Annotated in this window: 25 protein-coding genes; 9 read left to right on the top strand and 16 right to left on the bottom strand. The window is 67.6% G+C overall.

Annotated features, from left to right (window positions below; all coding sequences use genetic code 11):
• Nucleotides 1–4 precede the first annotated feature (4 nt).
• From metG to D892_RS0119925, 4 genes are all read right to left on the bottom strand, one after another.
• Complete coding sequence (metG, locus tag D892_RS0119940) at nucleotides 5–1,534, bottom strand: methionine--tRNA ligase (RefSeq protein ID WP_024802943.1); 1,530 nt, start codon at nucleotides 1,532–1,534, stop codon at nucleotides 5–7.
• A gap of 144 nt (nucleotides 1,535–1,678) precedes the next feature.
• Entirely contained in the window at nucleotides 1,679–1,819 is a 141-nt protein-coding gene (locus D892_RS46825; RefSeq protein ID WP_156959589.1) for a hypothetical protein, read from the bottom strand.
• Nucleotides 1,820–1,951: 132 nt separating this feature from the next.
• Nucleotides 1,952–3,253 (bottom strand): amidohydrolase family protein, encoded by a 1,302-nt coding sequence (locus tag D892_RS0119930; protein ID WP_024802942.1) that lies wholly within the window; start codon nucleotides 3,251–3,253, stop codon nucleotides 1,952–1,954.
• 125 nt (nucleotides 3,254–3,378) lie between these two features.
• Nucleotides 3,379–3,771, bottom strand: coding sequence for a pyridoxamine 5'-phosphate oxidase family protein (locus D892_RS0119925; RefSeq protein ID WP_024802941.1), 393 nt, complete (start codon nucleotides 3,769–3,771; stop codon nucleotides 3,379–3,381).
• 79 nt (nucleotides 3,772–3,850) lie between these two features.
• On the opposite strand from D892_RS0119925, the gene D892_RS0119920 reads away from it, so the two are divergent.
• Genes D892_RS0119920 through D892_RS0119910 form a run of 3 tightly spaced genes read left to right on the top strand, consistent with a single transcriptional unit; the run spans nucleotide 3,851 to nucleotide 6,296 of the window.
• Nucleotides 3,851–4,267, top strand: a complete 417-nt coding sequence (locus D892_RS0119920; RefSeq protein ID WP_024802940.1) for a Zn-ribbon domain-containing OB-fold protein — start codon at nucleotides 3,851–3,853, stop codon at nucleotides 4,265–4,267.
• A gap of 15 nt (nucleotides 4,268–4,282) precedes the next feature.
• The gene (locus D892_RS0119915; protein WP_024802939.1) at nucleotides 4,283–5,431 is read left to right on the top strand and encodes a thiolase family protein; all 1,149 of its coding nucleotides are present in this window, start codon (nucleotides 4,283–4,285) and stop codon (nucleotides 5,429–5,431) included.
• Nucleotides 5,432–5,474: 43 nt separating this feature from the next.
• Nucleotides 5,475–6,296, top strand: coding sequence for an enoyl-CoA hydratase/isomerase family protein (locus D892_RS0119910; RefSeq protein WP_024802938.1), 822 nt, complete (start codon nucleotides 5,475–5,477; stop codon nucleotides 6,294–6,296).
• 209 nt (nucleotides 6,297–6,505) lie between these two features.
• On the opposite strand, the gene D892_RS0119905 is transcribed toward D892_RS0119910, so the two are convergent.
• The 10 genes from D892_RS0119905 to D892_RS0119860 form a co-directional block, all read right to left on the bottom strand.
• Nucleotides 6,506–7,141 (bottom strand): cysteine hydrolase, encoded by a 636-nt coding sequence (locus D892_RS0119905; protein ID WP_024802937.1) that lies wholly within the window; start codon nucleotides 7,139–7,141, stop codon nucleotides 6,506–6,508.
• A 191-nt stretch (nucleotides 7,142–7,332) separates the two neighbouring features.
• Nucleotides 7,333–8,346 (bottom strand): aromatic ring-hydroxylating dioxygenase subunit alpha, encoded by a 1,014-nt coding sequence (locus D892_RS0119900; protein ID WP_024802936.1) that lies wholly within the window; start codon nucleotides 8,344–8,346, stop codon nucleotides 7,333–7,335.
• A gap of 95 nt (nucleotides 8,347–8,441) precedes the next feature.
• Nucleotides 8,442–9,356, bottom strand: coding sequence for a TIGR03619 family F420-dependent LLM class oxidoreductase (locus D892_RS0119895; protein WP_024802935.1), 915 nt, complete (start codon nucleotides 9,354–9,356; stop codon nucleotides 8,442–8,444).
• The gene (locus D892_RS0119890) at nucleotides 9,353–10,270 is read right to left on the bottom strand and encodes an alpha/beta hydrolase (RefSeq protein ID WP_024802934.1); all 918 of its coding nucleotides are present in this window, start codon (nucleotides 10,268–10,270) and stop codon (nucleotides 9,353–9,355) included. The genes D892_RS0119895 and D892_RS0119890 overlap by 4 nt, the downstream gene beginning before the upstream one ends.
• An 82-nt stretch (nucleotides 10,271–10,352) precedes the next feature.
• Nucleotides 10,353–11,552: an amidohydrolase family protein gene (locus tag D892_RS0119885; protein ID WP_024802933.1), complete on the bottom strand. Its 1,200-nt coding sequence runs from the start codon at nucleotides 11,550–11,552 to the stop codon at nucleotides 10,353–10,355.
• Between the two features lie 15 nt (nucleotides 11,553–11,567).
• Nucleotides 11,568–12,761: an acyl-CoA dehydrogenase family protein gene (locus D892_RS0119880; protein WP_024802932.1), complete on the bottom strand. Its 1,194-nt coding sequence runs from the start codon at nucleotides 12,759–12,761 to the stop codon at nucleotides 11,568–11,570.
• A 13-nt stretch (nucleotides 12,762–12,774) separates the two neighbouring features.
• Nucleotides 12,775–13,821: an acyl-CoA dehydrogenase family protein gene (locus tag D892_RS0119875; protein WP_024802931.1), complete on the bottom strand. Its 1,047-nt coding sequence runs from the start codon at nucleotides 13,819–13,821 to the stop codon at nucleotides 12,775–12,777.
• Nucleotides 13,822–13,826: 5 nt separating this feature from the next.
• Entirely contained in the window at nucleotides 13,827–14,690 is an 864-nt protein-coding gene (locus tag D892_RS0119870; RefSeq protein ID WP_024802930.1) for an amidohydrolase family protein, read from the bottom strand.
• Nucleotides 14,687–16,330, bottom strand: coding sequence for an acyl-CoA synthetase (locus D892_RS0119865; protein ID WP_024802929.1), 1,644 nt, complete (start codon nucleotides 16,328–16,330; stop codon nucleotides 14,687–14,689). Before D892_RS0119865 ends, D892_RS0119870 begins: the two co-directional genes overlap by 4 nt.
• Before the next feature lie 102 nt (nucleotides 16,331–16,432).
• Nucleotides 16,433–17,638, bottom strand: a complete 1,206-nt coding sequence (locus D892_RS0119860) for an amidohydrolase family protein (protein ID WP_024802928.1) — start codon at nucleotides 17,636–17,638, stop codon at nucleotides 16,433–16,435.
• Between the two features lie 456 nt (nucleotides 17,639–18,094).
• On the opposite strand from D892_RS0119860, the gene D892_RS0119855 reads away from it, so the two are divergent.
• A complete protein-coding gene (locus tag D892_RS0119855; protein WP_024802927.1) occupies nucleotides 18,095–18,943 on the top strand; it encodes a type IV toxin-antitoxin system AbiEi family antitoxin domain-containing protein in 849 nt (282 codons plus the stop codon).
• Nucleotides 18,944–18,975: 32 nt separating this feature from the next.
• Complete coding sequence (locus D892_RS0119850) at nucleotides 18,976–19,866, top strand: nucleotidyl transferase AbiEii/AbiGii toxin family protein (RefSeq protein ID WP_024802926.1); 891 nt, start codon at nucleotides 18,976–18,978, stop codon at nucleotides 19,864–19,866.
• A gap of 43 nt (nucleotides 19,867–19,909) precedes the next feature.
• On the opposite strand, the gene D892_RS0119845 is transcribed toward D892_RS0119850, so the two are convergent.
• Together D892_RS0119845 and D892_RS0119840 are read right to left on the bottom strand one after the other, a co-directional pair.
• Nucleotides 19,910–21,421 (bottom strand): acyl-CoA carboxylase subunit beta, encoded by a 1,512-nt coding sequence (locus D892_RS0119845; protein WP_024802925.1) that lies wholly within the window; start codon nucleotides 21,419–21,421, stop codon nucleotides 19,910–19,912.
• 14 nt (nucleotides 21,422–21,435) lie between these two features.
• Nucleotides 21,436–22,671 (bottom strand): cytochrome P450, encoded by a 1,236-nt coding sequence (locus tag D892_RS0119840; RefSeq protein ID WP_024802924.1) that lies wholly within the window; start codon nucleotides 22,669–22,671, stop codon nucleotides 21,436–21,438.
• Between the two features lie 135 nt (nucleotides 22,672–22,806).
• On the opposite strand from D892_RS0119840, the gene D892_RS0119835 reads away from it, so the two are divergent.
• The 4 genes from D892_RS0119835 (at nucleotide 22,807) to D892_RS41585 (ending at nucleotide 26,079) form a co-directional block, all read left to right on the top strand.
• Nucleotides 22,807–23,592 (top strand): SDR family oxidoreductase, encoded by a 786-nt coding sequence (locus tag D892_RS0119835; protein WP_024802923.1) that lies wholly within the window; start codon nucleotides 22,807–22,809, stop codon nucleotides 23,590–23,592.
• A gap of 128 nt (nucleotides 23,593–23,720) precedes the next feature.
• Complete coding sequence (locus D892_RS0119830) at nucleotides 23,721–24,932, top strand: cytochrome P450 (protein WP_024802922.1); 1,212 nt, start codon at nucleotides 23,721–23,723, stop codon at nucleotides 24,930–24,932.
• Nucleotides 24,933–25,030: 98 nt separating this feature from the next.
• Nucleotides 25,031–25,189 (top strand): hypothetical protein, encoded by a 159-nt coding sequence (locus D892_RS46820; protein ID WP_156959588.1) that lies wholly within the window; start codon nucleotides 25,031–25,033, stop codon nucleotides 25,187–25,189.
• 83 nt (nucleotides 25,190–25,272) lie between these two features.
• A complete protein-coding gene (locus D892_RS41585) occupies nucleotides 25,273–26,079 on the top strand; it encodes an enoyl-CoA hydratase/isomerase family protein (RefSeq protein WP_036569222.1) in 807 nt (268 codons plus the stop codon).
• Nucleotide 26,080 lies beyond the last annotated feature (1 nt).

Raw genomic sequence — 26,080 nt, 5'->3', positions numbered from 1 at the left:
CGGCTTATGCCGACGCGGCTTCCTCCTCTTCGACCTCGATCCGGGGGAACAACGGTCGCGGTTCGCTGAGCTGATTGCCGCCGGAACCCAGCTGGACGGCGACTCGTTCGGCTGCGTCCGGCAAGAACGGCGTCAGTTCGTCGGCCGCGACCCGGGCAGCGTGAATCAGCACAGCGAGCACGTCATCGAGTTCGCGGCCGGCCGCGCTGTCGCCACCCTTCTCGGCCTTCGCCAAACCCCACGGTTTCGCTTCGGCGACAAAACGATTAGCTTCATCGACAACCGTCCAGACCGCTGCCGTTGCCTGCCGGAAATCGAACCGATCCAATGCAGCATCCACCCGCGCCGTGACTGTAGCGATTGCTGAAGTCAGCGCCAGCTCAGGCAAAGGATCCGGCAATGCCGGAACAATGCCACTCCGGTATTTGTGGACCATGCTCACGGTCCGATTGACCAGGTTCCCGAGCCCGTTCGCCAAGTCTTCGTGATACCGGTCGAGAAGCCGACTGGTCGTAAAGTCGGCATCACCGACGCGCGGAACATCGCGCACCAGCCACCACCGCAAGGCATCGACCCCGAACTTGCCGAGCAGCACATCAGGATCAATAGCGTTGCCGAGGCTCTTGCCGAGCTTCCGGCCGTCCACTGTCAGGTAGTCGTGAACGAAGATCGTCTTTGGTATCGGCCGTCCGGCGCTCATGAGCATCGCGGGCCAATAGACGGCATGGAAACGAACGATGCCTTTGCCGATGACATGGGTTCGTTCGTCTGCGTCAACCCACCACCGTTGGTAGTTCTCCCCGTCGGTGCCGTAGTCCAGAGCCGTGATGTAGTTGGCGAGCGCGTCATACCAGACGTAAACTACCTGGCCGTCGTCGCCGGGAACTTTCAGGCCCCAGCCGCGGGCCCGCTCGGTCGATCGGGAAACCGAGAAATCCTGTAGACCGGTGTTGATGAAGCCGAGCACTTCATTGCGTCGCGACTCCGGCTCGATCTTCAATTCGCCCGACTCGATCAGACGTCGCAGCCGGTCCTCATAGCGGGACAGCTTGAAGAACCAGTTTTCTTCGCTCACCACCTGCGGCCGGGTCACATGCTCCGGGCACAATCCATCGATCAGTTCGCTCTCGGCATAGAACTGCTCGCACCCGACGCAGTACAGGCCCTCGTAATGCTTGCGGTAGAGATCACCCACCTCGTCGGCCGCACGCCACAGACGATCCACGCCGGGCTCGTGCCGCGGATCGCTGGATGTGCGAATGAAATCATCGAAACTGATCTGAAGGGGACCCCGCAATTCGTAGAACGCGGAGGCGTAGCGGTCGACCAATTCACTTGTCGGCACCCCTTCGGATTCGGCGGCGATGGCGTTCTTCAGGCTGTTGTCATCCGTGCCTGACAAGAACCGCACGTCATGCCCGCGATGACGCCAGTGCCGGGCAATCACGTCGGTCTGCACCAGCTCCATCATGTGACCAAGATGCGGACGACCGTTCACGTATGGAATCGCCGTCGTGATGTACCGACGCGACATCAGGAAGCCTCCCCAACTCGAACAATGATCGAGTCATAAGACTACGCCGCGGTGTGCATATACCTGCGCCGTCTTGTCTATACACCCTGCACCTGCCTGGACGCTGGCGGTCGCTGTCAAGCTCGGCGCTGATACCCGGGGTTATCAGCGGAAGATCCTGCGGCCGTCGGCTCGCGCACGTTCGGCCTGCCACTCCGCCAGCAGTGCCAGGGCGCCGCCGTCCGGACCGAGGAACTCCCGTGCCCAGTCGCTGAGGTTCGGCGGGTACTCACCGGCTGGCGCCATTGCGGTCCCACACGTCCAGAATCCGGCGCTCAGGAGAAAACGGGGCGGGCCCCCGGGCCGCCCCGTCTCGGGTGCCGGTGGTTCAGTCCGGCGTGAGCTTGCGGTGGATCGCTCGGCCTACGGCCGGCGCTCTCACTTGCCGGCGATATGGGCGGTGGCCGCGTCGATCTGGGTCCGGAACGCTGCCAGCTTCTCGTCGGACGTGCTCTGGTGATGGCTCAGGGCCTTGATGCTGACGTCGTGACCGGCCGCCGCCGCCCGCAGCGCGCCGACGGTGGCCTTCTCGCGCGGAACATGTGCGAAGGGGTCGAACGAGTACCACTTCAGCGCGTTGCGGTGAGTCATCTTGTCGATCTCGGCATCGGTCACGTCGTTCGAGGTGAACACAGACTCGAGTTCTTCGGGCGCGCCCGGCCACATCGAGTCGCTGTGCGGATAGTCCATTTCCCAGGCGATATTGTCGATGCCGATATCGTGGCGCAGCCGGACGCCGACGGGGTCGCTGATGAAGCAGGTCAGGAAGTGCTCGCGGAACACCTCACTGGGCAGCTTGCCCCCGAAATCCTGCATCGTCCACGTCGAATGCATCTCGAAGGTTCGGTCGACGCGCTCGAGGAAGTACGGGATCCAGCCGGTGCCGCCCTCCGACAGCCCGATCCTGAGATCCTTGTACTCCTTCACCGGGCGCGACCAGAGCAGGTCGGCGGCCGCCGAGACGATGTTCATCGGCTGCAGCGTGATCATCACGTCCGGCGGGGAATCCTGCGCGGGGATGGACAGCGTGCCCGAGGAACCGATGTGGACGTTCAGCACGGTGTCGGTGTCCACCAGGGCCTTCCACATCGGGTTCCAGTACTCGTCGTGGAAGCTCGGATAGCCCAGGGCCGCAGGATTTTCGGTGAAGGTCAGTGAGTGCACCCCCTTCTTCGATACCCGGCGGATCTCCTGCGCGCACAGTTCGGCGTCCCAGATCACCGGGAGCGCCATGGGGATGAAGCGCCCCGGGTAGGCACCGCACCACTCGTCGATGTGCCAGTCGTTGTATGCCCGCACCAGGGCCAGGGAGAAGTCGGGGTCCTCGGTGGCGAACAGGCGTGCGGCGAATCCGGGGAACGAGGGGAAGTTCATCTGGGCCAGTACGCCGCCCGCGTTCATGTCCTTCACCCGCTCGTCGACGTCGTAACAGCCGGGGCGGATCTCGTCGAGCCCTTCGGGCTCGAGCCCGTACTCCTCCTTCGGGCGTCCGGCCACGGCGTTGAGCGCCACGTTCGGGATGACACGGTCGCGGAATTTCCACATGTCCGCGCCGTTGTCCATGTGCACCAACCGCGGCGCGTCGGCGGCGTACTCGGCCGGTAGATGGTGGGCGAACATATCGGGCGGTTCGATGATGTGGTCGTCGACGCTGACGAGGATCATATCGTTCTTGTCCACGGAGGCACTCCCTTCCGAGCACTCTACTGTAAGGCCAACTATAGCTCGGCCGAACCACGACTCCGCACGGATCGGGTGAACCCCTGCGGTGCTTTCCCGGCGGGCCCGAATACCGGCCCGACGGGCTATCGGGCGACGAACGCGGTCGCGTCGAGGATCAGGACGACCCGGTCCTCCACATCGGCGGGCAGTTCGATGCCGATGTCTCCGTAGCGCTCGCTCAGCTCCGAGTAGAACTTCCCGTCCTGGTCACCCCCCACAGTGACCAGCCAGCCCCGCACCTCGAGGCATCTCGACGGAGCGTCCGGGTCGGTGACGAGGAAGGAGTAGTTCGGATTCGCCTGCAGGCTGGTGAATTTCCGCCGGGGAATGGTATGACTCATCCGCAGATGCGCACCGTCCCAGGTGAACCGCATCGGCCACTGGTCGGGGGATCCGTTCGGCGTCACCGTGGCGAGGACTCCGACGAGCGGCCGGCGCAGGAGATCCTCGAGTCCGGTGGGAATTTTCGAGTTCATGGCTCCACCTAGAAGCTTTTACCGTTGACCTTACCGTAAGTTATCATCCTAATGCGGCGACGGAGTGGAGGAGCACACGATGCAGAGAATGATCGCACCAGAGATCTCCAACTGGCCGGAGCGGGATCTCCGGCTGGTCGGCGGGGCCTGCGGCGACTGTGGCGCAACCGTTTTCCCGATTCAGGATCTCTGCCCGCGGTGCAGCCTGCCCGCGGTCGAGAGGATCGAGCTGCCACCGGCCGGCACCCTGGTGGCCTGGACGACCCAGGGGTTCCTGCCCGGACCGCCCTACCTGGGGGACGAGACGGCGAAGACCTTCGTGCCGTTCGGGGTCGGGCTGGTCCAGCTCGGCGAGGTGATCCGGGTCGAAGGCCGGCTCACCGAGAACGATCCGGACAAACTGGCGTTCGGCATGGAGGTCGCCCTGACGACGGTGCCGCTGGGCACCGACGGCGACGGCAACGACGTGCTCACCTTCGCCTTCCGGCCGCTGTGACCAACAGGAGTTCATATGACCAACGATGTGGCGATCATCGGCATCGGGATGCACCCGTTCGGCCGGTTCGAGGGCAAGACGGCCATGCAGATGGGGGCCGACGCGATTCGCGCCGCGCTCGCCGATGCCCGGCTCGAATGGCGGGATATCCAGTTCGCGGTGGGCGGCAGCTGGGAGGTGGCGAACCCGGACGCCATCGTGGGCCTGATGGGACTCACCGGTATCCCGTTCACCAATGTCTTCAATGCCTGTGCCACCTCCGCGAGCGCCACCGAGGCCTGCGCCGATGCCATCCGGCTCGGCAAGTACGACATCGGGATCGCGATCGGTATGGACAAACATCCCCGGGGCGCGTTCACCGTCGACCCGACCCTGGTGGGGATGCCGAAGTGGTACGGCGAGAACGGTCAATACCTGACCACGCAGTTCTTCGGGATGAAGGCCAATCGCTATCTGCACGAGCACGGAATCTCGCAGCAGACCCTGGCCAAGGTGGCCGCGAAGAACTACCGCAACGGCGGATTGAATCCGAACGCCTTCCGCCGCAAGCCGATTCCCGAGGCGGAGATCCTGGCCGCACCCGTGCTCAATTATCCGCTGACGCACTACATGTTCTGCGCACCCGATGAGGGCGCCGCCGCGGTGATCATGTGCCGCGCCGATATCGCGCATCGCTTCGCGGCCAAGCCCGTGTACGTGCGCGCGGTCGAGATTCGCACCCGCAGGTACGGCGCCTACGAGGTGAACACGACCTACGCGCCGGTGCAGGAGGACGACGCCCCCTCGGTCTATGCCGCGCGCGCGGCATTCGAGTCCGCGGGGATATCGCCGACGGACATCGATGTCGCCCAGCTCCAGGACACCGACGCGGGAGCCGAGGTCATCCACATGGCCGAGGCCGGCCTGTGCGGCCACGGCGACCAGGAGAAGCTGATCGCGGAGGGGGCCACCGAGATCACGGGATCGATGCCGGTGAACACCGACGGCGGGCTCATCGCGAACGGCGAGCCGATCGGCGCGTCGGGGATGCGCCAGCTGCACGAGCTCGTGCTGCAACTGCGCGGCACCGCCGGCGACCGCCAGGTCGCGGGTGATCCCCGGACGGGTTTCGCCCTGCTCTACGGCGCTCCCGGCACGGCCGGGGCGACGATCGTCACGACCTGACCCGACACCGCGCGAGCAACCGGCACCGACGGAGGAGGATGGAATGGGTAGCGAGGCAACGCTATCCGAACCACCGCTGCGGCAGTCCCAGAGCGGCGGGGTGCGCACGCTCACCCTGAACCGGCCGCATCGCCGCAACGCCCTCACCCTCGAACTGTGGGGCGCGCTGCACGACGCGCTGCGCGCGGCGGCGCACGACCCGGCGGTGCGGGCGCTGGTTCTCACCGGCGCCGGTGGGGCGTTCTGTTCCGGCGCCGACGTCGTCGACAGCGATCCGTACGCGGCGCCGTTTCCCAAGCTCCGGGCAGTCACCGAGGTCGCCCAGCAGCTGCACGAACTGTCCGTGCCGACGGTCGCCAAGGTCCGCGGCGTCGCCGTGGGCGCCGGCTGGAACCTCGCGTTGGGGTGCGATCTCGTCGTCGCGACGCCCGACGCGACGTTCTCCGAGATCTTCTCCCGCCGTGGCCTGTCGCTCGACTGCGGCGGTTCCTGGCTGCTGCCGAAACTCGTCGGCGTCCAGCAGGCCAAGCGACTCGCTCTGCTGGGCGAGACGATCGATGCCGCGCAAGCCCACGCGCTCGGCCTGGTCACCTGGATCGAATCGGCGGAGGAGATCGACGGGTTCGTCGACGAGATCGCCGCGCGGCTGGCCGCCGGACCTCCGATCGCCCTGGCTCAGATCAAGGCGCTGATCAACGAGGGCGCCGACCGGACGATGCGCGAGGCGCTGGCCGGAGAGTCGCGGGCGCAAGCCGTCGCCTTCGCCACCGCCGACGTTCCGGAGGCCTACGCGGCCTTCGGGCAGAAACGGCCGCCGTCGTTCACCGGGGAGTGGAACGTGCGGCGTCCCGACTCCCGGACCTGAGGAGGCAGGGTCCGTCGCCGCGGCGCGAACCCGAACCGCCGCAACGGAGTTCGCCGCCGATTGATGCCAGACTCACTCCGCACTGCAACGGCACCTCCGTCATTCCGGCGCGCTTTTGGCCGGAATCCACTGGTGCCAGCGAGGCATCCCGGCCAAAAGCATGCCGGGATGACGGGTACTGGTAACGAGTGCCGTTGCAGTACTCGGGATCAGCGAGCGTCGCCGCTCCCCCAGGCCGCCAGCAGGTCTTCGGTCGTGGTGACCGTCGCCAACAGCGACAAGGTGTTGTCGATGACCGCCGACCCGTACTCGCGCGGTACGCCCGCGACGGCGTCACGGGGCAGGACCACCTGGTAGGCGGCGTTGACCGCATCCATGACGAGATTCGGGACGGCGACGTTGAGCGAGACACCGACCGCGACGATGGTCGAGACACCGAGGTTGCGGAGTACCGGGTCCAGGTCGGTGCCGCCCATCGGGCCGAGGCCGTGGCGGCGGGAGAGCACCAGATCGCTCGGCTCGGGCCCGAACTCCGGCAGTACCGCGGCGCCGGCGGTACCGGGAGTCGCCGCGACGCCGCGGCGGCCGAGGGCGAACAGCTTGGCGTTGTGATTGGAGCCCTGGCCGTCGTCCCGCCGCCACACGACGCAGTGCACCACCCGGACTCCGGCCGCCCGCGCCACCGGCAGGAGCTTGCCGATATTGGGCAGCGCCTCCCGCCGAGCCTCCTCCGCGAGCGCGGGCAGGCCTGCGCTCGCCCCGACCACCGCACCCTGACACTCCTGCGTGACGATCGCCGTGTGCTCGGGCGCCACCAGGTCCGCCAGTGCCTTCCGGCCGCTCATGCTGTTCCTTCCGGTATGAGCGGAGCCCTGCGCGGTTGGCTCCGCTCCTTGCAGATGTAGCACGGGCGGGGCCCCGTGTCAGCGCTGGAGCCGTCACCGCCACTGCGCCCGACGACGGCCCGTACAGGGCCCTGCGTGATTACGCGCGCTGCAAACTCCGGGCCCGTCGCTCACGCCGTATGCCCGACTGCTCACACCGGAGCGCCCGCGGTGTCCACCGGCGGCACCTCGTAGAACTGCTTGGCCCACTTGCGTAGCGACAGATAGGGTTTCGCGTCCCTCGGGGACAACGGCGGATGCTCGACGTACTCCTGGTGGCGCCAGATGCTGAGGTCCTCCCAGACCGTGACCAGGAACTGCTTCTCGACGCGCTCGCGCACCTCCGGGGGCGGGACGTCGGAGTCGTCGCCCGGGTTCCGCGGCCACCAGATCGAGTAGAACAGGTCCGAGCATTCGTCGTCGACGGGCGTCGTGGCGAAGATGAGCCGGTGTTTCGACGAGCCCTCGAAGGCGCTGATGGAACCGCCGAGACCGAACATCTGCGCGTGGATCCGCAACGCCATCTTGTCCGGGTCGTCGCTGCGCGCGTCGGGCCAGCCGGTGAGGAAGTTCCAGGTGTGGTCGATCTCGCTCCAGTCCAGCATCCGCGGGGTCACGGTGGCGCCGTGCACATACTCGAAATGCAAACTGTCCGGGCCGTTTTCGAGCACGACCTGGGGATGCACGGGCTCGCGCTCGGTCTTGCGGGAGAACTCCGGGTACGGGCGATAGTAGCCCGTCGGCGAGGTTCCGACCTCCGGGAACAGCCCGAGAATGTCGGGCATGGCCCACTGCGGCTCCTTGCCCTCCGGCTGGTGCCACATGAATACGCAGCCGTTCCGCTCGACTACCGGATAGACCCGCAACCGCAGGCCGCGGTTCGTCCGGTCCTCGCCCGGAATCCTGCGATTGCGGCCGTCGGGCCCCCATCGCCACCCGTGGAACGGGCATTCGACACAGTCGCCCACCACCTTTCCGCCGTAGCCGATGTGTGCACCGAGATGCCGGCAGTGGCCGGTCAGGATGTGCAGTTCATCGGATTCGTCGCGGTAGGCGACCAGATCCTCACCGAAGTAGCGCAGCGGGCGGACCTCGCCGTGCGGGAACTCGGCCGACCACCCCACCATGAACCACCCGGTGACCTTCCAGGTGAAGGGAACCTTCACGTGACACCTCCAGCCCTCCGAGGACGAGACAGCCTTACTGATACATTTACAGTAATACATATGGCGGCGGCCTGGCCAGCCGCCGGACAGTCACCTCACCGCGCGGTGATGACGACCTCGCCGAACCGCCGCACGAAACGCACCGCGGCCTCGGGGCTCGAACCGTCGACATGCACCACGGCCCAAGTGGCACCGCGTTTTTCGAGATCGTCCAGGTACGCCTCCGCCGCACGGACGGTATCCGCGTCGCCGAAGTCGAGATGCGGGCACACGACCTGCACGTCGACCGAGTCGGGATCCCGGTCGGCCGCGGCCAGCTTCCGCCGCAGCGTGGTGACCCCGGCACCGAACTGCTCAGGGGTTTCGATGGCACTGGTGCGCATCGCGGCGGCCATGGCCGCATCGGCGATGATCGGCATCCAGCCGTCGCCGTGCCGCACCACGCGCCGCAACGCGGGCGGGCCGTTGCCGCCGAGCCAGATCGGCGGGTGCGGCCGCTGCGCGGGCCGCTGCAACCACAGCGGCCCGGGTGCCGCGAAATCACCTCCCCGGACGGGAGTTTCGGGATCGGTCCAGATCTGCCGGAGCGCGGCCAGGGACTCGTCGAGCAGCGCCGCGCGGCGCTCGTGCTCGACTCCCAGCGCCGCGAACTCGGCGCGCAGATAGCCCGCCCCCACCCCCGCGATCAGCCGTCCCCCCGAGACCAGGTCCAGGCTGCCCAGCGCCTTCGCCGACAGGTACGGATTGCGGAACGGAAGGACATACAGGTTGGTGAGCAACCGAATTCGTGCGGTGACCCCCGCCATGAAACTCAGCGCCGCGATCGGGTCGAGAGTGTTGTGCCCGCCGTTGCGCCGCCATTTCACCGACGGCGCCGGATGCTCGCTCAACGCCACCGCGGAGAATCCGGCCGCCTCGGCCGCCGCGACGACCTCGCGCATCACGTCCGGCCGCAGGAACGCCTCGGACGCCGCCGGCAGTTCGCTCGGGTACTCGAGCACGTATTTCATTGCGGCAGACTCCTTGTCGAATCGAGCACGGCCGAGCGCAGCACGCACTCCTCGACGAACGACAGCACGCCGAGGTGATAGGCCGCCGCCGCGACCCCCACGCTGAGGTTGTGCCCGCTGCCGCGCTGGGCGTGGGGCACGAATCGGGGTGCGGCACGGAACAATCCCCGGATCTCCGCGAGCGCCTCCGGATCCGAGCGCCAGAATCGTTCGTACTCGGCGTGACTGAACCGCACGGGCACCGTGACGCGGCCCGCGAGGTTCCGGAAGTCGGCGGGCCAGTCGCGAACCACCGCGGCCTCGTACCGGGGGCTCGGGAAGCTGATCGACCGGCCCCCGACGATCTCCGGCGGATACAGGTGATCGGGATGCCAGAGCAGTGCGCCGACGGCCGCGGCGCTGCGAGTGTGGCGCATCTGCTGGATGAGACGTTCCGCGTCCGCGTGCTTCCGCAGGCCGGTGCCGGCCAGTTCCACGCCGAGCAGGCCGGCGCCCCGAGCGTCGGCGGCCATCCGCACACCCAGATCGCACCCGGCGGAATGGGACAGCAGGAATATCCCGGCTCCCCGCGGGCGCGACTCCAGCAGCGCATCGATCGCGCGATAGCAGGCATCCACGCGCCGGGCCGGTGGGTCGAAGACCTGGCCGTGCGGTGCGGACGCGCCGTAGCCGGGCCGGTCCACGGCCAGCACGGTGAAGCCGAGCCGGGCACCGAGGCGCAACAGCGACAACCACGGCCGGCCCGGAAAGTCGAAATATCGCGAGGTCGTCGCGCCCCCGTGCACGGCCACCAGCACGGCGCGAGGCTCGCCCACCGCGGCGCACAGTGCCGACATCGGAATGCCGTCGACGTCGACGACCCGTGTCGTCACCGTCTCGAAGCCGGCATCGTCGGCGAGTAGTTCCGCGGTCACCGGCGCACGATCCTTTCGGCAGGGACGGGGTGGCAGCGAGTGCCCGGGGTCATCGGTCCGCTCGCAGCAGCAGGACACCCGGTCAGTCGGCAGCGATCTTGGATTCCAGGCCCAGCAGTCGCACCATGTTGCCGCCCATGATCTTCCGGACGTCCTCGTCGGAGATCCCGCCGAAGTAGTCGAGCAGGCTCAGCGGATCCTGGAGGCCCTCGGGGTGCGGCCAGTCGGAGCCGAAAATGACGTGATCGGCACCCAGCAACTCGACGACCTCGGCATAGTTGTCCTCCCAGAAGGGATTCACGTAGACGCACCGCTTGAACGCCTCGATCGGGTCCTCCGGGAACAGGTGCGGCAGCTTGGCGTAGGCGTGCTCCAGATTGCGGAACAGCGTCGGCAGCCAGTCGGCGCCGTTCTCGATCAGCACCACCTTCAGGTCCGGCACCCGCGACAGCGCGCCGTGGCAGGTGAGCGCCGCCATGGCGTCCTCGATCGCGCGGCTGCCCAGGGCGGCGGTGCGGAATGCGGTGGGAATGAACGGCTTGTACTCCGCGGCCGGCTCCCAGACGTTCAGCACGTCCGAGTAGCCGCTGTCCGAGGCGTGCATCGAGACCGGAATCCCCGCCCGCACACAGGCTTTCCAGAACGGATCGAACTCCTCCAGGCCGAACGACCGGCTGCCCTCGAATCCGGGCACCGGCGCGGGACGTACCAGCACGGTGCGGGCGCCGCGCTCGAGACACCACTCCAACTCCTCCAGCGCCCGGTCCACGATCGGCAGCGTGACCACCGGCACCGCGAAGATGCGGCCCTCGTAGTCGAAGGTCCACTGCTCGTACATCCACTGGTTGAGCGCGTGGATGACATCGTGGGTCAGCCGCGGATCGTCCTTGAGCCGCTCCTCCACCAGGCTGGCCAGGGTGGGGAACATCAGGGCGTAGTCGATGCCGAGTTCGTCCATCTTCGCCAGCCGGGCCGCCGGCTCGCGGAACGCCGGGATCGACTTCATCGGCTCGCCCATGATCTCCCGGGCGGACTTCCCCTCCGGGTTCCCGTGCCGGAAATAGTCTTCCTGCGCACCGGGTTTCGCCACCACGGAGAAGGTGGGGTTCGGGATGAACTCGCTGATCATATTGCGCACCACGATCTTCGTGCGCCCGTCCATATCGACGTAGCGGATCGTGTTCCTGGCCCGGTCGGGCAGGAACTTGGTCAGCGCATCCCGCGTCTCGTACATGTGATTGTCGGCGTCGAACACCGGAAATCCGACCTGTCGTGACGGCATGGCCGCACGCTCCTCTCAGCTCGTTTTCGCCTTGGGCGGTGAGTAGTTGGGACGTCCGAGGCCGAGCACGTGCTGCGCGATCATGTTGCGGAACACCTCGAGGGTGCCGCCGTAGATGCCGCACAGCGGCGCCCAGCGGTACAGGTATTCGGCACCGCCGTCGTCGGCGGCGCCGTCGGTCTCGATCGGCAGCGCCGCCGCGGCCCCCAGAATGTCCATCAGGTCCGGCGAGACGTCGCGCATCGCCTGCGCGATCGCGACCCGCCCGAACATGTTCGGCGTCGCCAGCGCCGCCTCCACCCGGGCGAGACTGCGGCCCAGCCGATATCCGACCGATCCGTCGTCGAGCAGCCGGCGGCCGTCCGGTCCCCGACGGCCCGCTGCCGCCGCGACCCGGTCGGCCGAGACGGCCATGACCGTGCCCTGGTGCACCAGGACCGAGACGTCCTGCAGGCCGTCCGCGTCCGCGTCGACCACGCCGTGCTCGACGCTCAGCGGTTCCATGAGCACCCGCCAGCCGTCGTTCACCTCGCCCAGCCGGTACTTGTCGGCAACGCGCACATCGCCGTAGTAGACGATGTTGGTGCGATCCCCGTCCACCGTCCGGATGCCCTGGATCTCGATGCCCGGGGTGTCCAGCGGCACCAGGAACATGGTGAGGCTCTTGTGCTTTCGCGCCTGCGGGTCGGTGTTCGTGATCAGGAAGACGTATTGGCAGTTGTGCGCGCCGGTGGTGAACATCTTGGCGCCGTTGACGATCCAGCCGTCCCCGTCGCGCACCGCGCGGGTCTTGCACGTCGCGACATCGGACCCGCCGTCGGGCTCGGTGTAGCCCAGGCACAACCGGACCTCGCCGGTGGGCACCCGCGGCAGCACCTCCGCCCGCAACTCGGGTGATCCGAACTGCCGCACGGATTGCGCCACGATGATCGTGGTGCCCCAGGTGACCCACGGGACGTGCACGCGCCGCTTCTCCAGATCCCAGATCCGTCGCTGCACCCGGGTCATCCCGCCGTCGGCGCCGGTGTTCATCTCGGCCGACAGCCACCCGTCGGCGCCCATCGCCAGGTGCACACCTTCGTCGAAGTTGTCACCGGTTTCGCGATCGCGCCGCCGGACGTCGTCGGTGACGTGGGTGTCGAGAAACTGCCGTACGCGATCGTGGAATGCCGCGTCGTCCGCGGAGAGTTCGACTCGGGAAAAGTCCATCGGTAACTCCTTGCTACGTGCGCGCGGCGAGTTCGGCGACACGGACCGCGCTGGCGCCCGGGTCGCCCGCCGCCAGCGGCCATCCCCTGGCGCGCAACAGATATGCCGACGCGGCCGACTCCGTCGCGACGCCCAGTCCGCCCTGCACGTGCACCGCCATGGTCGCCGCCCGGGCCGCCTCCTCGGCCAGATACACGAAGGCGGCCGACGCGAGTTCGGGCTGCACATCCGGTTCGTATTCGAGGAACCAGGCCGCCCGCCGGACCAGGTTGCGGCCGCCCTGGACGACGATCGCGATATTGGCCAGCGGATGGGAGATGCCCTGCAACGTCGAGATCGGCACACCCATGGTGTAGCGGTTCTTCGCGAATTCGACTGCCACGCGCAGGGTTTCGTCGACGAGACCGACCAGCGCGGCCGCGGTGAGCACCCGCCATTCGTCGAGGGCCCGCTCGTAGTCCGCCGGCGCCGCGGACCCGGTCGCCAGCACGGTCCGCTGATCGACCGCGGCCGGGTCGACCCACGCCATCGGCATGCGGCCGATGTTGTCGACCTGCGCCGGCCGGGTGGCAGGGCTCAGCCGGACGATGTCGTCGCCGTCGCGCAGCACGATGTGATCGGCGACCGATCCCGACGCGATGAGCCGGCGCCCCGCGGTGGAATCCAGGCGCGGATCCAGCGCGACCACCTGCCTGCCCTCGGCCACCTCGGCCGCACCGTCGGTGCCGGGCGGCAGTGCCCCCAGCCGCGCGAGCAGCCGGACCGCGCAGACATGGTCGATCCACGGCACCGGCGCGAGGACGCGGCCGAGTTCCTCCGCGACCAGGGCGAGGTCGACCAGTGTCGCGCCGTCACCGCCCGCCGTTTCCGGCAGTGCCATCGTGGTCGCTCCGGTCGCGCACAGCTGCTCCCACAGATTCTTGTCGAAGCCCGTCGGCTCCGCCGCGCGCACCACCTCCAGCGGGCACCGCGACTTGAAGAATTTCGCGTACACCGCCTGAAGTTCCGTCTGGTCCTCGGACAGGCTGTAATCCTGCCTGCGCAATTCGTAGCGATCCATCGTCCTCACTCCTCGTTCCGGCGCGCGCCCTGGTCGCCGACGGATCGGCCGGCGAAGAAGAATTCCTCGGCGTTGTTGTAGAGATAGTTGTCCAGCACGTCCTCGGGAAGGTCGAGCGCCAGCGCCTCGGGCACCACGCGGCGCATGGCCAGCACCGGCCAATCCGATCCGAAGATCACCTTCTGCTTGCCCCTGGTCCGCATGAAGTGCAACAGACTCTCCGGCAGCCGCTTGGGCGACCACGCCGACGTCATCATGCGCAGGTTCTCGTATTTCAACAGCAGCCGGATCGCGGTGTCCCACCACGGATCGGCGCCGTGGATCATGCACAACCGGAGTTCCGGGAACCGGTAGCACACCCGGTCCAGGTAGATCGGATTCTGTACCTCACCCGGAATCGGCGGTCCCGGAATTCCGGTGTTCATGCACAGCGGCAGGCCCAGCTCCGCGCATTTGTAGTACAGCGGATAGTAGACGGCGTCGGTCGGCGGATATTGTCCGTCGCCCCAGAAACTCGGCCCCGCCGCCGTATAGGTCACCGGAAGGTCACGCACCAGGGCGTCGAGTTCGCGCAGGGAGGCGACCGGATGCAGCAGGTCGACCCCGTTGATCGCCAGCGAGAAGCGGTCCGGCCGCGCCTCGGCGAATTTCAGCGCGGTATTCGACGGTTTCGCCATCGAATACATCAGAACGGCCTTCTCGACACCCTGCTCGTCCATCTCCTCCAGCAACTCGGCGAGATCCACCTGGGCGTACAGCGAGGCGGGGCCCTTGAAATAGTCGTCGCGCACCTTCTGCATCCAGGACGGCTGCTCGCGCTCGCCGAAATGAACGTTCACCAGGCCGTCGATCACTTTGCGCACAGTCATGCCCCTACTTCCTCCGAACCGACACTCTCCGAACCGATCTCCTGCGAGGCGCGCCGCGCGGCCCATCGATAGTCGGGCTTGCCGTTGCCGAGGCGCCGGATCTCCGCCACGAACACGAACTCCTTCGGCACCTTGAATCCGGCGAGCTCGCGCTTGCACGCCTCCCGCAGCGCCCGGTCGGTGACGTCCTCGCCCGGCAGGCGGCACACCAGCGCCACGACCTCCTGGCCCCAGCGCGGGCTCGGCCGGCCCACCACCAGGGCGTCGGAGATTCCCGGGTGTGCCCGCAGTACCTGCTCGACCTCTTCGACGAACACCTTCTCGCCGCCGGTGTTGATCACCAGCGAATCTCGGCCCAGCAGCCGCAGCGTGCCGTCGGCGTCGATCCTCGCCCGATCGCCGGGGACGGCCGTCCGGCGCCCGTCGATCTCCGGGAACGTCCGCTCGGTGGCCTCGCGATCGTCGAAGTAGCCCAGGGGAACTCGGCCGATCCTGGCGGCCCAGCCGGTCTCCGGGTCGCCCGGTTCGAGAAAGCGCGTGCGGTCGTGCGATACGGCCGTGCCGCCGGGCATGGGCTCGAAGGTCTCGACCTCGGCGCCGTGCTTACTTCGCCCGTAGGCCATGCCACCGGTCTCCGACGCGCCGTACCCCTCCACGATCATCACGTGCGGAAGCAGTTCCAGCAGCTGCCGTCTGTGCTGCGGGTTGGTCGCCGCTCCGCCCGTCCCGATGGCGAACAAGGACGGCAGATCGGCTCCGCCCGAACGCAGTTCGCGCACCAGCGGTCCGGCGTAGGCATCGCCCACGATCGTCATCAGGGCCGCGTTCTCGCGCCGTGCGGTGTCGATGGCGACCCGCGGGTCGAAGGAGTTCCGGTCGTCGTACAGGACGATGGTCTGTCCGGCCAGCAGTCCGGCGAACGCGGTCATGATGCCGGCGGCGTGCGACAGCGGCGAGACCGCGTACCAGACCTGACCGGTCGAACGGGCGAGATCGTGCAGGGCCGAGGCGGATTCGTGATCGGCGCCGTTCATCGCCGACACGTACAGATCGCTCTGCCGCCACAGCACGCCTTTGGGCCGCCCGGTGGTACCGCCGGTGCACAGCATGATCAGGTCGTCGGGCGTCGTCGCGATGACCCGCTCGGCGTCACCGAGAGTCACCACGTCCTCGAACGGCACCGCGCCCGCCGGCTCGGCGGTCTCGGCACCGTCGTCGACCGACACCAGCAGCTCCACGCCGTCCGGCACGGCCTCGGCCAGGAGCGGGCCGAACGACCGGTGGTAGACGATGCCGCGCGGCCGGATATAGGCCAGCAGCTCGCGGATCTCCCGGCGCGTGTAGTGGTAGTTGACGTTGACCGGGACGGCCCGGGCCTTCATACAGCCGATCAGCGCGTCGAGATACCGGTCGTTGCGCATGATCAGCGCGATCCGGTCCTGGACGCATTCCCACCGGTCGAGCCGGTCTCGCGGGGTCTGCTCGCCGAAACCGCGGGCCGCCAGATAGTTGGCGAACCGGCGGGTGCGCAGCGCGGACTCGGCGAATGTGCTTCTGCGGCCGCCGCAGACGGTCATCGTCCGGTCCGGCACCGCGGTCGCGACGGCGTCGAACGCCGCGGCGATACTCCATTCCGTCACCGCGGCCCCCCGGTACCGGACCCCGGTCGGCGGCGCGGCCGGTTCTCGCGGCGACGGGCCGCGGGTGGTGGCATACCCATCAGAGCAGTCCCCGTCCCGCCCTCACGCGGCCGCCGCGACCGGTACGCCCAGGAATTCGAGGGCGTTGTCGCGCATGATCTTTCGCACATCGCCCGCGTCGAAGGCGGTCAGCTCGCCGGTGAACGCCACCGGCTCCTCCAGCCCCTCGCCGTGCGGCCAGTCCGACCCGAACAGGATGCGGTCGACGCCCAGCGTCTCCGCCAGCCGCGGCAGATCGTCCTCGTAATACGGTGCCACCCAGACGTGTTCGCGCAGGGTGTCCACCGGATCGTTCGGGAACGACCTCGGCGACTGGTTGGCCAGCTTCTTCATCCGCTTGCACAGCCGCGCAACGAAATCCGACCCGTTCTCGATGCTGGCCACCCGCAACGCCGGATGACGGTCGAACACACCGTGAATGACCATCGAGGCGATCGTGTCGTGAATGGCCCGGTCGTCGACCAGGACCTTGTCCAGCGCGTCGCCCGGACCGCCGAACGGCTCGAAGGTGTCCTTCCCGCCCCACATGGCGGCGATCTTCAGATATCCGCTGTCGCCCAGATGAAACGCGACCGGCACGTTCGCCTCGGCCAGCCGCGCCCACACCGGATCGTGCGCGCGATGCCCCAGCGAACGCGGCTTGCCCGCGCCGGGCACCGGGGCCGGCCGCACATGGACGACGCGCGCACCGCGCGCCAGCACGAAATCGACCTCCGCCACGGCCTCCTCCGGATCGGCCAGCGAAATCATCGGCGCCGCGATGATCCGGTGGTCCGGCCGGTCGAAACCCCAGTCCTCGTCCAGCCACAGATTGAACGCGTGCAGCGACGCCATCGTGGCCTCGATATCGTCGCGCAGCGCCTCCTCCACGCCGCAGCCGAAGGTCGGGAACAGGAAGACGGTCTCGATCCCCTGCTTGTCGACCACCGCGGCGCGGGCGTCGCGATCGCGGTATTCCGGCCGCAGTTCCAGGCTTTCGACCCGCATCAGCGTCGCCGGATCGACGCCCTCGGGCACCTGACCGCGGAAGATCAGATCCAGACAGCCCGGGACGATGATCGGATCGAAGGTCGGGTTGGGAATGAACCGATTCACCCGGTCGCCGATGATCGCGGTGTGGTACTTGCCGTCCTGCACGATCTGCACGCCGCGCCGCCGGAACTTCCGGTCCAGGTGCCGGGTGAATGCGTCGAGCGGCTCGTAGTAGTGATTGTCGACATCGATCGCCTTGTAGTCGAGCGCGGTCATCAGCGTCCTTCCAGTTCGCCGGATGGTCATTCAGCAGTGCCCGGCACCCGAGCCGGTCATCAACGTCGTTCCGTCGGCACGGTCATACAGTCCAACCTGGTCCAATAGCCCGGCGTACCAGTCCATCTCAGGGCCACCTCCCGCCGCCGAACAACTTGCCGCAGGTCGAATAGATATGTCTACTGTATACCTATCGGTAGCCTCTTGCACAAGAGTCCCCCACAGCCACACTCGAACACCCCAGCGGCACGCGCTGTCCAGCGCGCGCAGGGGGTGGGGCACATGTGAGACGGAGCAAGGAAGGCAGATCGGGCGCGGCTGACGTCTCCGTCAAGCGGGGCCAGTTCGAAGTCGTGCACCGCCAGGGGCGACGGTGCGCACCTCAACAGAGCTTGTGCGCACCAATAATTTCACTCTGGCGGCAATTATTGATGCACATGGTGATATTATTGGTGCATGACTGATGAGCATCTCCTGGCCCTAGCCGACCTGGCAGAGGGACAGTGGGGCCTGCTCACCACCGGCCAGACCGCTGGAATCGGTGTCAGCCCGCTACAGCTCAAGCGCTACACGGACCGCGGACTGCTCGTCCGGTTACGCCACGGCGTGTACCGACTCTCCGGCGCCCCCGAGTCCTCCCTCGAAACGCTGCGCGCGGAATGGCTGGCCTTGGAACCCAAACGCCGCGCCGCCGACCGACTGCGTGACCAGGTGCCCGTCGGCGTGGTGTCGCATCGCTCCGCGGCGGTGCTGCAAGACCTCGGTGACCTCGACGCCGATGTCAACGTCTTCACCGTCCCGAAGCGCCGCCACACTCGCAGCCCCGACGTCGCCTTCCGCGGCGGAACACTCGAGCGAAAGGACTGGCGCCGTATCGACGGTCTTCCCGTAACCCGCCCCCTGCGCACCGTCGTCGACCTTGCCGCCGACCGCACCGACGGCGGCCACCTCGCCACGGTTGTGCGCGACGCCATCCTCACCGGAGACACCACCTCCGCCCAGGTCGCCGAGGCGCTCCGTTCCTACGCTCACTACTACGGACTCCGCCCCGGCGACGGCACCGGCCTCGTTGCCGAATTCGTTCAGCAAGCCGGGATTCCCACCTCCACCCTGGACCTCGCCGCGCTCAGGGCAGCCGCACTCGACACCAGCGCACCGGTCCCCGCCGCGGTGCGCGACGCAGCCCTCGACGCACTGGTCTCATCGCCCGCGTGGGCCGACTTGATCGGCCAGATCCGTAACCTGATCACCCACAACCTCACCGCGCCACACGGGCACGGTGCCGCCAACGAGGAGTCGTCCTGAACCGACCCGGCCGATCAGGATCCGCAGTGCGGATGTCGATCAACGCCAAAGTCCGGCAACTTGCCAAGGCAACCGGCCGCCCAGCCGCCGAACTCCACCGCGAGTTCTATCTCTTCCGGTTCCTGGGCAGAGTCTTCCTCGATCCCGACAGCCCCTGGGTTCTCAAGGGTGGATCGGGGCTGCTGGTGCGTATCACTGACGGTGCGCGCCACAGCCGCGACGCCGACCTGCTGCGCCTCGACGTCGACGCGACCCAAGCCGTCGTGGAACTACAGCAACTCTGCGACCGAGCCAGCGACCTCGACCCGTTCATCTTCGAAATCCAGCGCGGCAAGAATGACCCTGGAACCAGCGACGCCGCCCAGCTCATCGCGACGGTCTACCTCGGCGCGACCCGAGTCCACACCTTCCCGGTCGACCTGTCCATCCGAACCACGCTGGCCTCCGATATCGACCGAGTCGCCCCGAGAACGATTCTCCAGATCCCCGACATCGCCGACCTACCCAGGTTCCGCTGCCTGTCGCTGGCCGATCAGGTCGCCGACAAAGTTGCCGCCATGTATGAGATCCACGGCACCGATGCGACTCCCTCCACCCGCTGGCATGACCTGGTCGATCTGCTGCTCATCATCCGCCGGTTCCCACTCGATGCAGCCAAAACCACATCGGCACTACATATTCAGCAACAACGGCGCGCCCGACTCGACCTGCCGGCCGCCATCACCAGCCCCGGCCCCCAATGGGAAGCCGGTTACCACGAGGAGGCCCGCTCCAGCTCGCTGCCGCCCGAGCTGCATCGCCTCGACGCCGCCCTGTCCGCCCTCGCCCAATGCCTGAACCCGCTGCTCGACCAGTCCGTAGCCGTCGGCACCTGGGACGCCACCACCAGTCAGTGGAACACCCACCCCGAAGGCGAATCGTGATGGCCGGCCGGTAGACCCCGGACCGCCTCCCTCTGCGGCGTGGTCAGGGCATGACGGCCGTGCGAGTCACCGGCTCGGCGGCGGACTGGCGCGCATAGATCCCCCGTTGCACGGAGCGGAGCAACATGTTTCGTGTCTCCTCCGGGCTGATGAGTTCGTCGAAACCCATGTGCTCCGCCGAGTGGTATGACGCCTGCAATTCCATATCGCGTAGTGCGGCGGCGAGTTCGTCCTCGGCCTGGGAGGCGTTGCTCAGGGCCGCGGCTCCCATGGCACCCATAGTTGCGCCCGGGTAGGCGAAGGTCGACTCCTGGCCGTCGAATCCGATCAGGGACATCACCATGGAGCCGAATCCGTACGCCTTGCGCAGGGTGAGGTGGACCTTCAGGGTGGTTGCCGTGGTCTGGGCTACGAACATCCTTGCGCCACTGCGTAATACGCCCTCTCGCTCGGACTCGCCGCCCGGGAGCATGCCCGGGTTGTCGGCCAGGAAGACGATCGGGAGGTGGAAGGCGTCGGCGACCGAGATGAAGTGGGCGGCCTTGTCGGCGGCGGCGGAGTCGATCGAACCCGCCAGCACCTGTGGCTGATTGGCCACCACGGCGACCGGGTGGCCGCCGAGATGGGCGAGGGCGCAGATGATCGCCTCGCCGAAACCGGGCTGTACCTCGAACCAGTCGGTACCGTCGAAGACGACGTCCAGTACGGCGCGCATATCGTAGGTGTGCTGGTTGTCGCGGGAGATGATGTCCAGCAGTTCGGGTGTGGCGCGCGGACGGGTGGAATCGTCGGGCAGATACACCGGCGGATAGGACCACGCGCTCGGCGGGAAGTAGGACAGGTAACGGCGGATCTCGTCGAGCACGTCCTCGTCGGTCTCGGCCAGGTTGTGGATCACCCCGCTCGGCAGCGCGACCTCCGGCCCGCCGAGATCCTCCTTCGAAATATCCTCTCCCGTAGATACTTTCACCACCGGCGGCCCGGCGGTGAAGATCGCGCCCCGGCGGCTCATGATCGAGAAATCCGACACCGGCGCGACCAGGGCGCCGTGCCCGGCCGAGGGGCCGAGCACGCCGGTGACCGTCGGCACCCGGCCGGAGCATCGCGCCTGCGCCAGCAGGTCGGTCGGAGTGCGGCCGTAATGGCTGCCGGTGGCCCGGAAACCCGCGCCCTCCAGCAACATCACCAGCGGCACCTTGTTGCGCACCGCGAGTTCGGCCAGCCGATACCGTTTGGCATTGCTGCCCGGCGCGATGGTTCCGGCCTGGGTCGTGAAGTCCTCCGCCCCCACCATCACCGGCGTTCCGTTGACGAGGCCCGCTCCGGTCACGATCGCATCAGCCGCGACCTCACCCCCGACGAGGGTTCCGAACTCCTGGAAAGTGCCCGGGTCGAGCAGCCTTTCGATGCGCGCCCGCGCGTCCAGCTCACCCTTGCCGTGATGCTTGGCGACCCGCTCGGGCCCGCCCATCGCCCGCACGCGGTCCCGGCGGCGCTCGAGATCCTCGAGCGTCTCTTTCCAGGTCTCAGCTTTCCAGGTCTGAGCATTCGTCATGACACGTCCTCCGTTCACCTCAGCGAGTAGCGGATCGGGAGATGTTTGAGCCCGCCGACGAAGGTCGTCGCGCTGAGTTCCGGCTCGCCGTTCAACTCGATCGACCGCAGTCGCGGCAGCAGCTCGGTGAGGAACTTGGTGATCTCCATCCGGGCCAGTCCGGCGCCGAGACAGAAATGCACACCGAAGCCGAACGCGGCATGCTTGTTCGGCTCGCGCTCGATATCGAAGCGGAACGGGTCGGCGAAGACGTCCTCGTCACGATTGCCGGACACATAGGACAGCAGCACCGACTCCCCCGCGGCGATCGGAACGCCGTGCACGGTCGTATCCTCGGCGGCGGTGCGCATGAATGCCTTGACCGGCGTGACCCAGCGGACGATCTCCTCCGTCGCCCGCGGCATCGAATCCATGTTGGCGCGCAACAGTTCCCGCTGCTCGGGATGTTCTATGAGCGCGCGCAACCCGCCGGAGATACTGCTGCTGGTGGTGTCGTGCCCGGCCGTGGCGATGATGGCGTAGTACGACATGGTGTCGACGTCCGAGAGCGGCTCGCCGTCGATGCGGGCGTTCGCGATCGTGGATCCGAGATCGCCGGTGGGGTGCTCCCGCCAGGCCGCCGTCAGATGCTGGAAGTAGGCGAACATCTCGAGCAGCGAGTTCATCGTCTCGTCCGGCGGTGCGCTGCGCCGCAGTTCGTCGTCGTCGCTGCCGACCAGTTCCTGGGTGAGCTTCAGCATCCGCGGGAAGTCCGCCTCGGGAACGCCGAGCAGCGACATGATCACGTACAGCGGGAAGTTCACCGAGACCTCCCGCACGAAGTCGCATTCGCCCCCGGCGTCGCGCATCTTGTCGACGTACTGCTTCGCGAGCTGCTCGATCCGTTCGCCCATGGCCTTCATGGATTTCGGGCTGAACCAGTCCGCGGCGATCGCCCGGACGACGCGATGCTGCGGCTCGTCCATGTGGATCAGCGTGCGAATCCCGGCCGAGGCCTGCATCTCGTCCGACGCGGCGGTCATCAGCACCGGCCGGGGCCAGTTGGTGAACAGCCGGTTGGCGCGCTCGATCGCCATGATGTCGGCGTGCCTGGTGATCGCCCAGAACGGGTGGTACCCGGGCACATCGACCAGCGACACCGGAGCCTTCGCCCGCAGTTCGGTCAGTGCACCGTGCAGCCTGGCCTCGTCGGCGTAGGCAGTCGGATCGGCCAGTACCTTCGCGGCGTCGTCGACGATCGGCATGCTCATGAGGGGCTCTTTCGTTGCGTGCTGTGCTGCTCGGCCGGGGTGGACCGGCCCGTTGTCGCGACCACTAGAGTGATTTATAGTGACCCTTACTGTCAATCATTCTATAACGCCCGTCCGGCCGGAACGGTGGTATTCATGACATCCGAGAAACGCAAGGTCGTCGTGGTGGGCGCCGGGTCCGGAATCGGCGCGGCGACCGCCGCGCACTTCCACGAACAGGGCGACTTCGTCCTCGCAGTCGACCTGCACCCCAACGACACCCCGGCGGCCCGGCACGAGCAGTGCGACCTGCGCGACGCCGCGGCGATCGCGGCGCTGCTGGACCGGATCGGCCCGGGCTGGGACCTGCTGTCCTATGTCGCCGGCGTGCCGGGCACGGCGCCCGCGGCGGACGTGCTGAAGGTGAACTACCTCGGCATGCGGCTGATGGCCGCGGGCATGCTCCCGCTGCTGCGCCGCGACGGCGCGATCGTCACCGTCGCGTCGGTGGCGGCACTGGGCTGGCAGCAGCGCGTGGACGACCTCGCGGGCCTGCTCGACGCCACCGACGGCGCGGCCGTCGAACACTGGCAGGCACAACAGGATCCGGACTATCCGGTGTACAGCACCTCGAAGCAGGCCGCGATCGTCTTCGCCAAGCGGCTGGCGCCCGCGGCCTGGCAGAAGTACGGCATCCGGGTGAACACGGTCAGCCCCGGTCCGGTCGAGACGCCGATCCTCCCCGATTTCGAGGAGTCGATGGGCAAGGACGTGCTCGACACGGTGAAGGCCGCGGTCGGCAGGCACGCCACCGTGGACGACATCGTGCCCGTGATCGCGTTTCTCGGTTCGCCGCAGGCGCGCTGGATCAACGGTCAGGACATTCACGTCGACGGCGGGTTCGTCGCACCGCTGGTGGCGGGGACGCCGATTCAGCTGTGACCCCTCCGCCGCGCGCCCGGCCGGGCACGGCCCGAACACGACGCGGAAACGGGCAATCGCTTATACTGTATTAATTACAGTAACTTATACCGCCCACGAGCCGCTCGGTAACGACGCAGAGGTGAACTGTGGATATCCCCGTTCAAGACGAATCGGTGACGGCCGGGAGCACTCTCGACCTTCGTGACCCGTACCCGTTCTTCGCCGCGCGGCGGCGGGAGGGAGGTGTCTTTCACGGGACGGTCATGGACTACTCCAAGACACCGGAGTCACTGCGCCCGTCGGACACCTACGCCGCGGTCTCCTACGCCGCCGCCAATACGGCGCTGCGCAACAGTCAGGTGTTCAGCTCCAAGCTCTACGACTCCACCATCGGAGTCTTCATGGGCCCGACCATTCTCGCGATGGACGGCAAAGCCCATCGGGCACACCGGAATTTGGTGGCCACCGCATTCAAGCCGCAGTCGCTCCAGCGCTGGGAACCGGAGATCGTCCGGCCGATCTGCGCCGCGCTCATCGACGAGTTCGCCGACCGGGGCAGCGCCGACCTGATCAAGGAGTTCACCTTCGAGTTCCCGACCCGTGTGATCGCGCGGCTGCTCGGGCTGCCCGAGGAGGATCTGCCGTTCTTCCGCAAGGCGGCGGTGGCGATCATCAGCTACGCCGACAAGGTGCCGCGGGCGCTGCAAGCCTCCAACGACCTGAAGGAGTACTTCCTCGGCCACATCGAGCAGCGCCGGTCGAAGCCGACCGACGACATCATCGGCGACCTGGTGGCCGCCGAGGTCGACGGGGAGAAGCTGACCGACGAGGCCATCTACTCGTTCCTGCGGCTGCTGCTGCCGGCCGGGCTGGAGACCACCTACCGGTCCTCCGGAAATCTGCTGTACCTGCTGCTGCGGCATCCGGACCAGTTCGAGGCGATACAGCGCAAGCACGATCTGATTCCCCAGGCCGTCGAGGAGGGGCTGCGCTACGAGACGCCGCTGACCCTGGTGCAGCGGTACGTGACCGAGGACGCCGAACTGGAAGGGGTCGCCCTCCCCCGGGGCGCGGTGCTGGACGTGTGCCTGGGCTCGGCCAACCGCGACGAGAACCGCTGGGAGCGGCCGGAGGAATTCGACATCTTCCGGAATCACGTCCCGCACATCAGCTTCACCGCCGGGGCGCACACCTGCCTGGGTCTGCATCTGGCCCGGATGGAGACGCGGGTCGCCGTGGAATCGCTGCTGAGCCGGTTGACCGGGTTCACCCTGCTGACGCAGGAGGATCCGCACATCTTCGGCCAGCCGTTCCGCTCGCCCAACGCATTACCGGTGACGTTCGATGTCATTGCCTGAGTCACAGGAGAATTCAGCGATAGGGAGGCTGCGATGAGCATCAGGACGACCGCCTCCTACGTCGCCGGCCGGGTGCTGCCGACGGATACGAGCCTCCCATGGGCGCCATCCCCGGCCTCGGCGAGCACACCGACAGTGCCCTGGCCGCAGTGGGATTCGATACGGACGACATCGCCCGATTGCGCGCGACCGGCGCCCTCGGAATCGAGGCCGACCACCCGATCCGCCGACCCGGACCCGAAAGGACGACACAGTGAGCGAACAGAACGCCACCACGACCGCGACCGACGAGGCGACCGGGCACACGGCACCGGACACGGCGAAACCACTTGCCGGCGAACTGAGTTCCGCCGACGAGCCGGTCCTGCTCACCGAACGGTCCGGTAGCGTGCTGACCCTGACGCTGAACCGCCCGCATCGCAAGAACGCCGTCACCCGCGAACTCTGGGCGGCACTGCGCGACGTGTTCCGCCAGGTGACCTATGGCAACGACGTGCGCGCGGTGATCCTGACCGGCGCCGGCGGCTCGTTCTGCTCGGGCGCCGACATCTCCGATGCCGCCGGAGTCGACGAGTTCCCCGATCCCAGCAAGGAGATGCTGGCCATCAACGAGGCCGTACAGCAACTGCACGACCTCCCGGTGCCCACCCTGGCGAAGGTCCGCGGCGTGGCGGCCGGAGCCGGGTTGAATCTCGCGCTGGGCTGCGATCTGGTGGTAGCGACGCCCGACGCGCGGTTCTGCGAGATCTTCACCCGCCGGGCCCTGTCGCTGGACTGCGGCGGGTCCTGGCTGCTGCCCAAGCTCGTCGGCCTGCAACAGGCCAAGCGCCTGGCGATGCTGGCCGAGATGATCGGCGCCGAGGAGGCGCGGTCGCTCGGGCTGGTGACCTGGGTGAAACCCGACGAGGCCATCGACGGCTTCGCCGACGAGCTGGCGGCCGGGCTGGCGGCGGGGCCGCCGAAAGCGCTCGCGCAGACCAAGTCCCTGCTGAACGACGGCACCGACCGGACGATGCGCGAGGCCCTCGCCGGCGAGGCACGCGCCCAGGCCATCAACCTGTCGGGCGCCGATGTCATCGAGGCGTTCGCGGCGTTCGCCGAGAAACGCGCACCGGTGTTCACCGGCGCCTGGGGCACGGGAGGGTAGC

The organism is Nocardia sp. BMG51109 (genome assembly GCF_000526215.1).
Classification (GTDB): Bacteria; Actinomycetota; Actinomycetes; order Mycobacteriales; family Mycobacteriaceae; genus Nocardia.
Note: the sequence above shows the minus strand (reverse complement) of the source record. Positions and strands in the feature narration are given on the sequence as shown.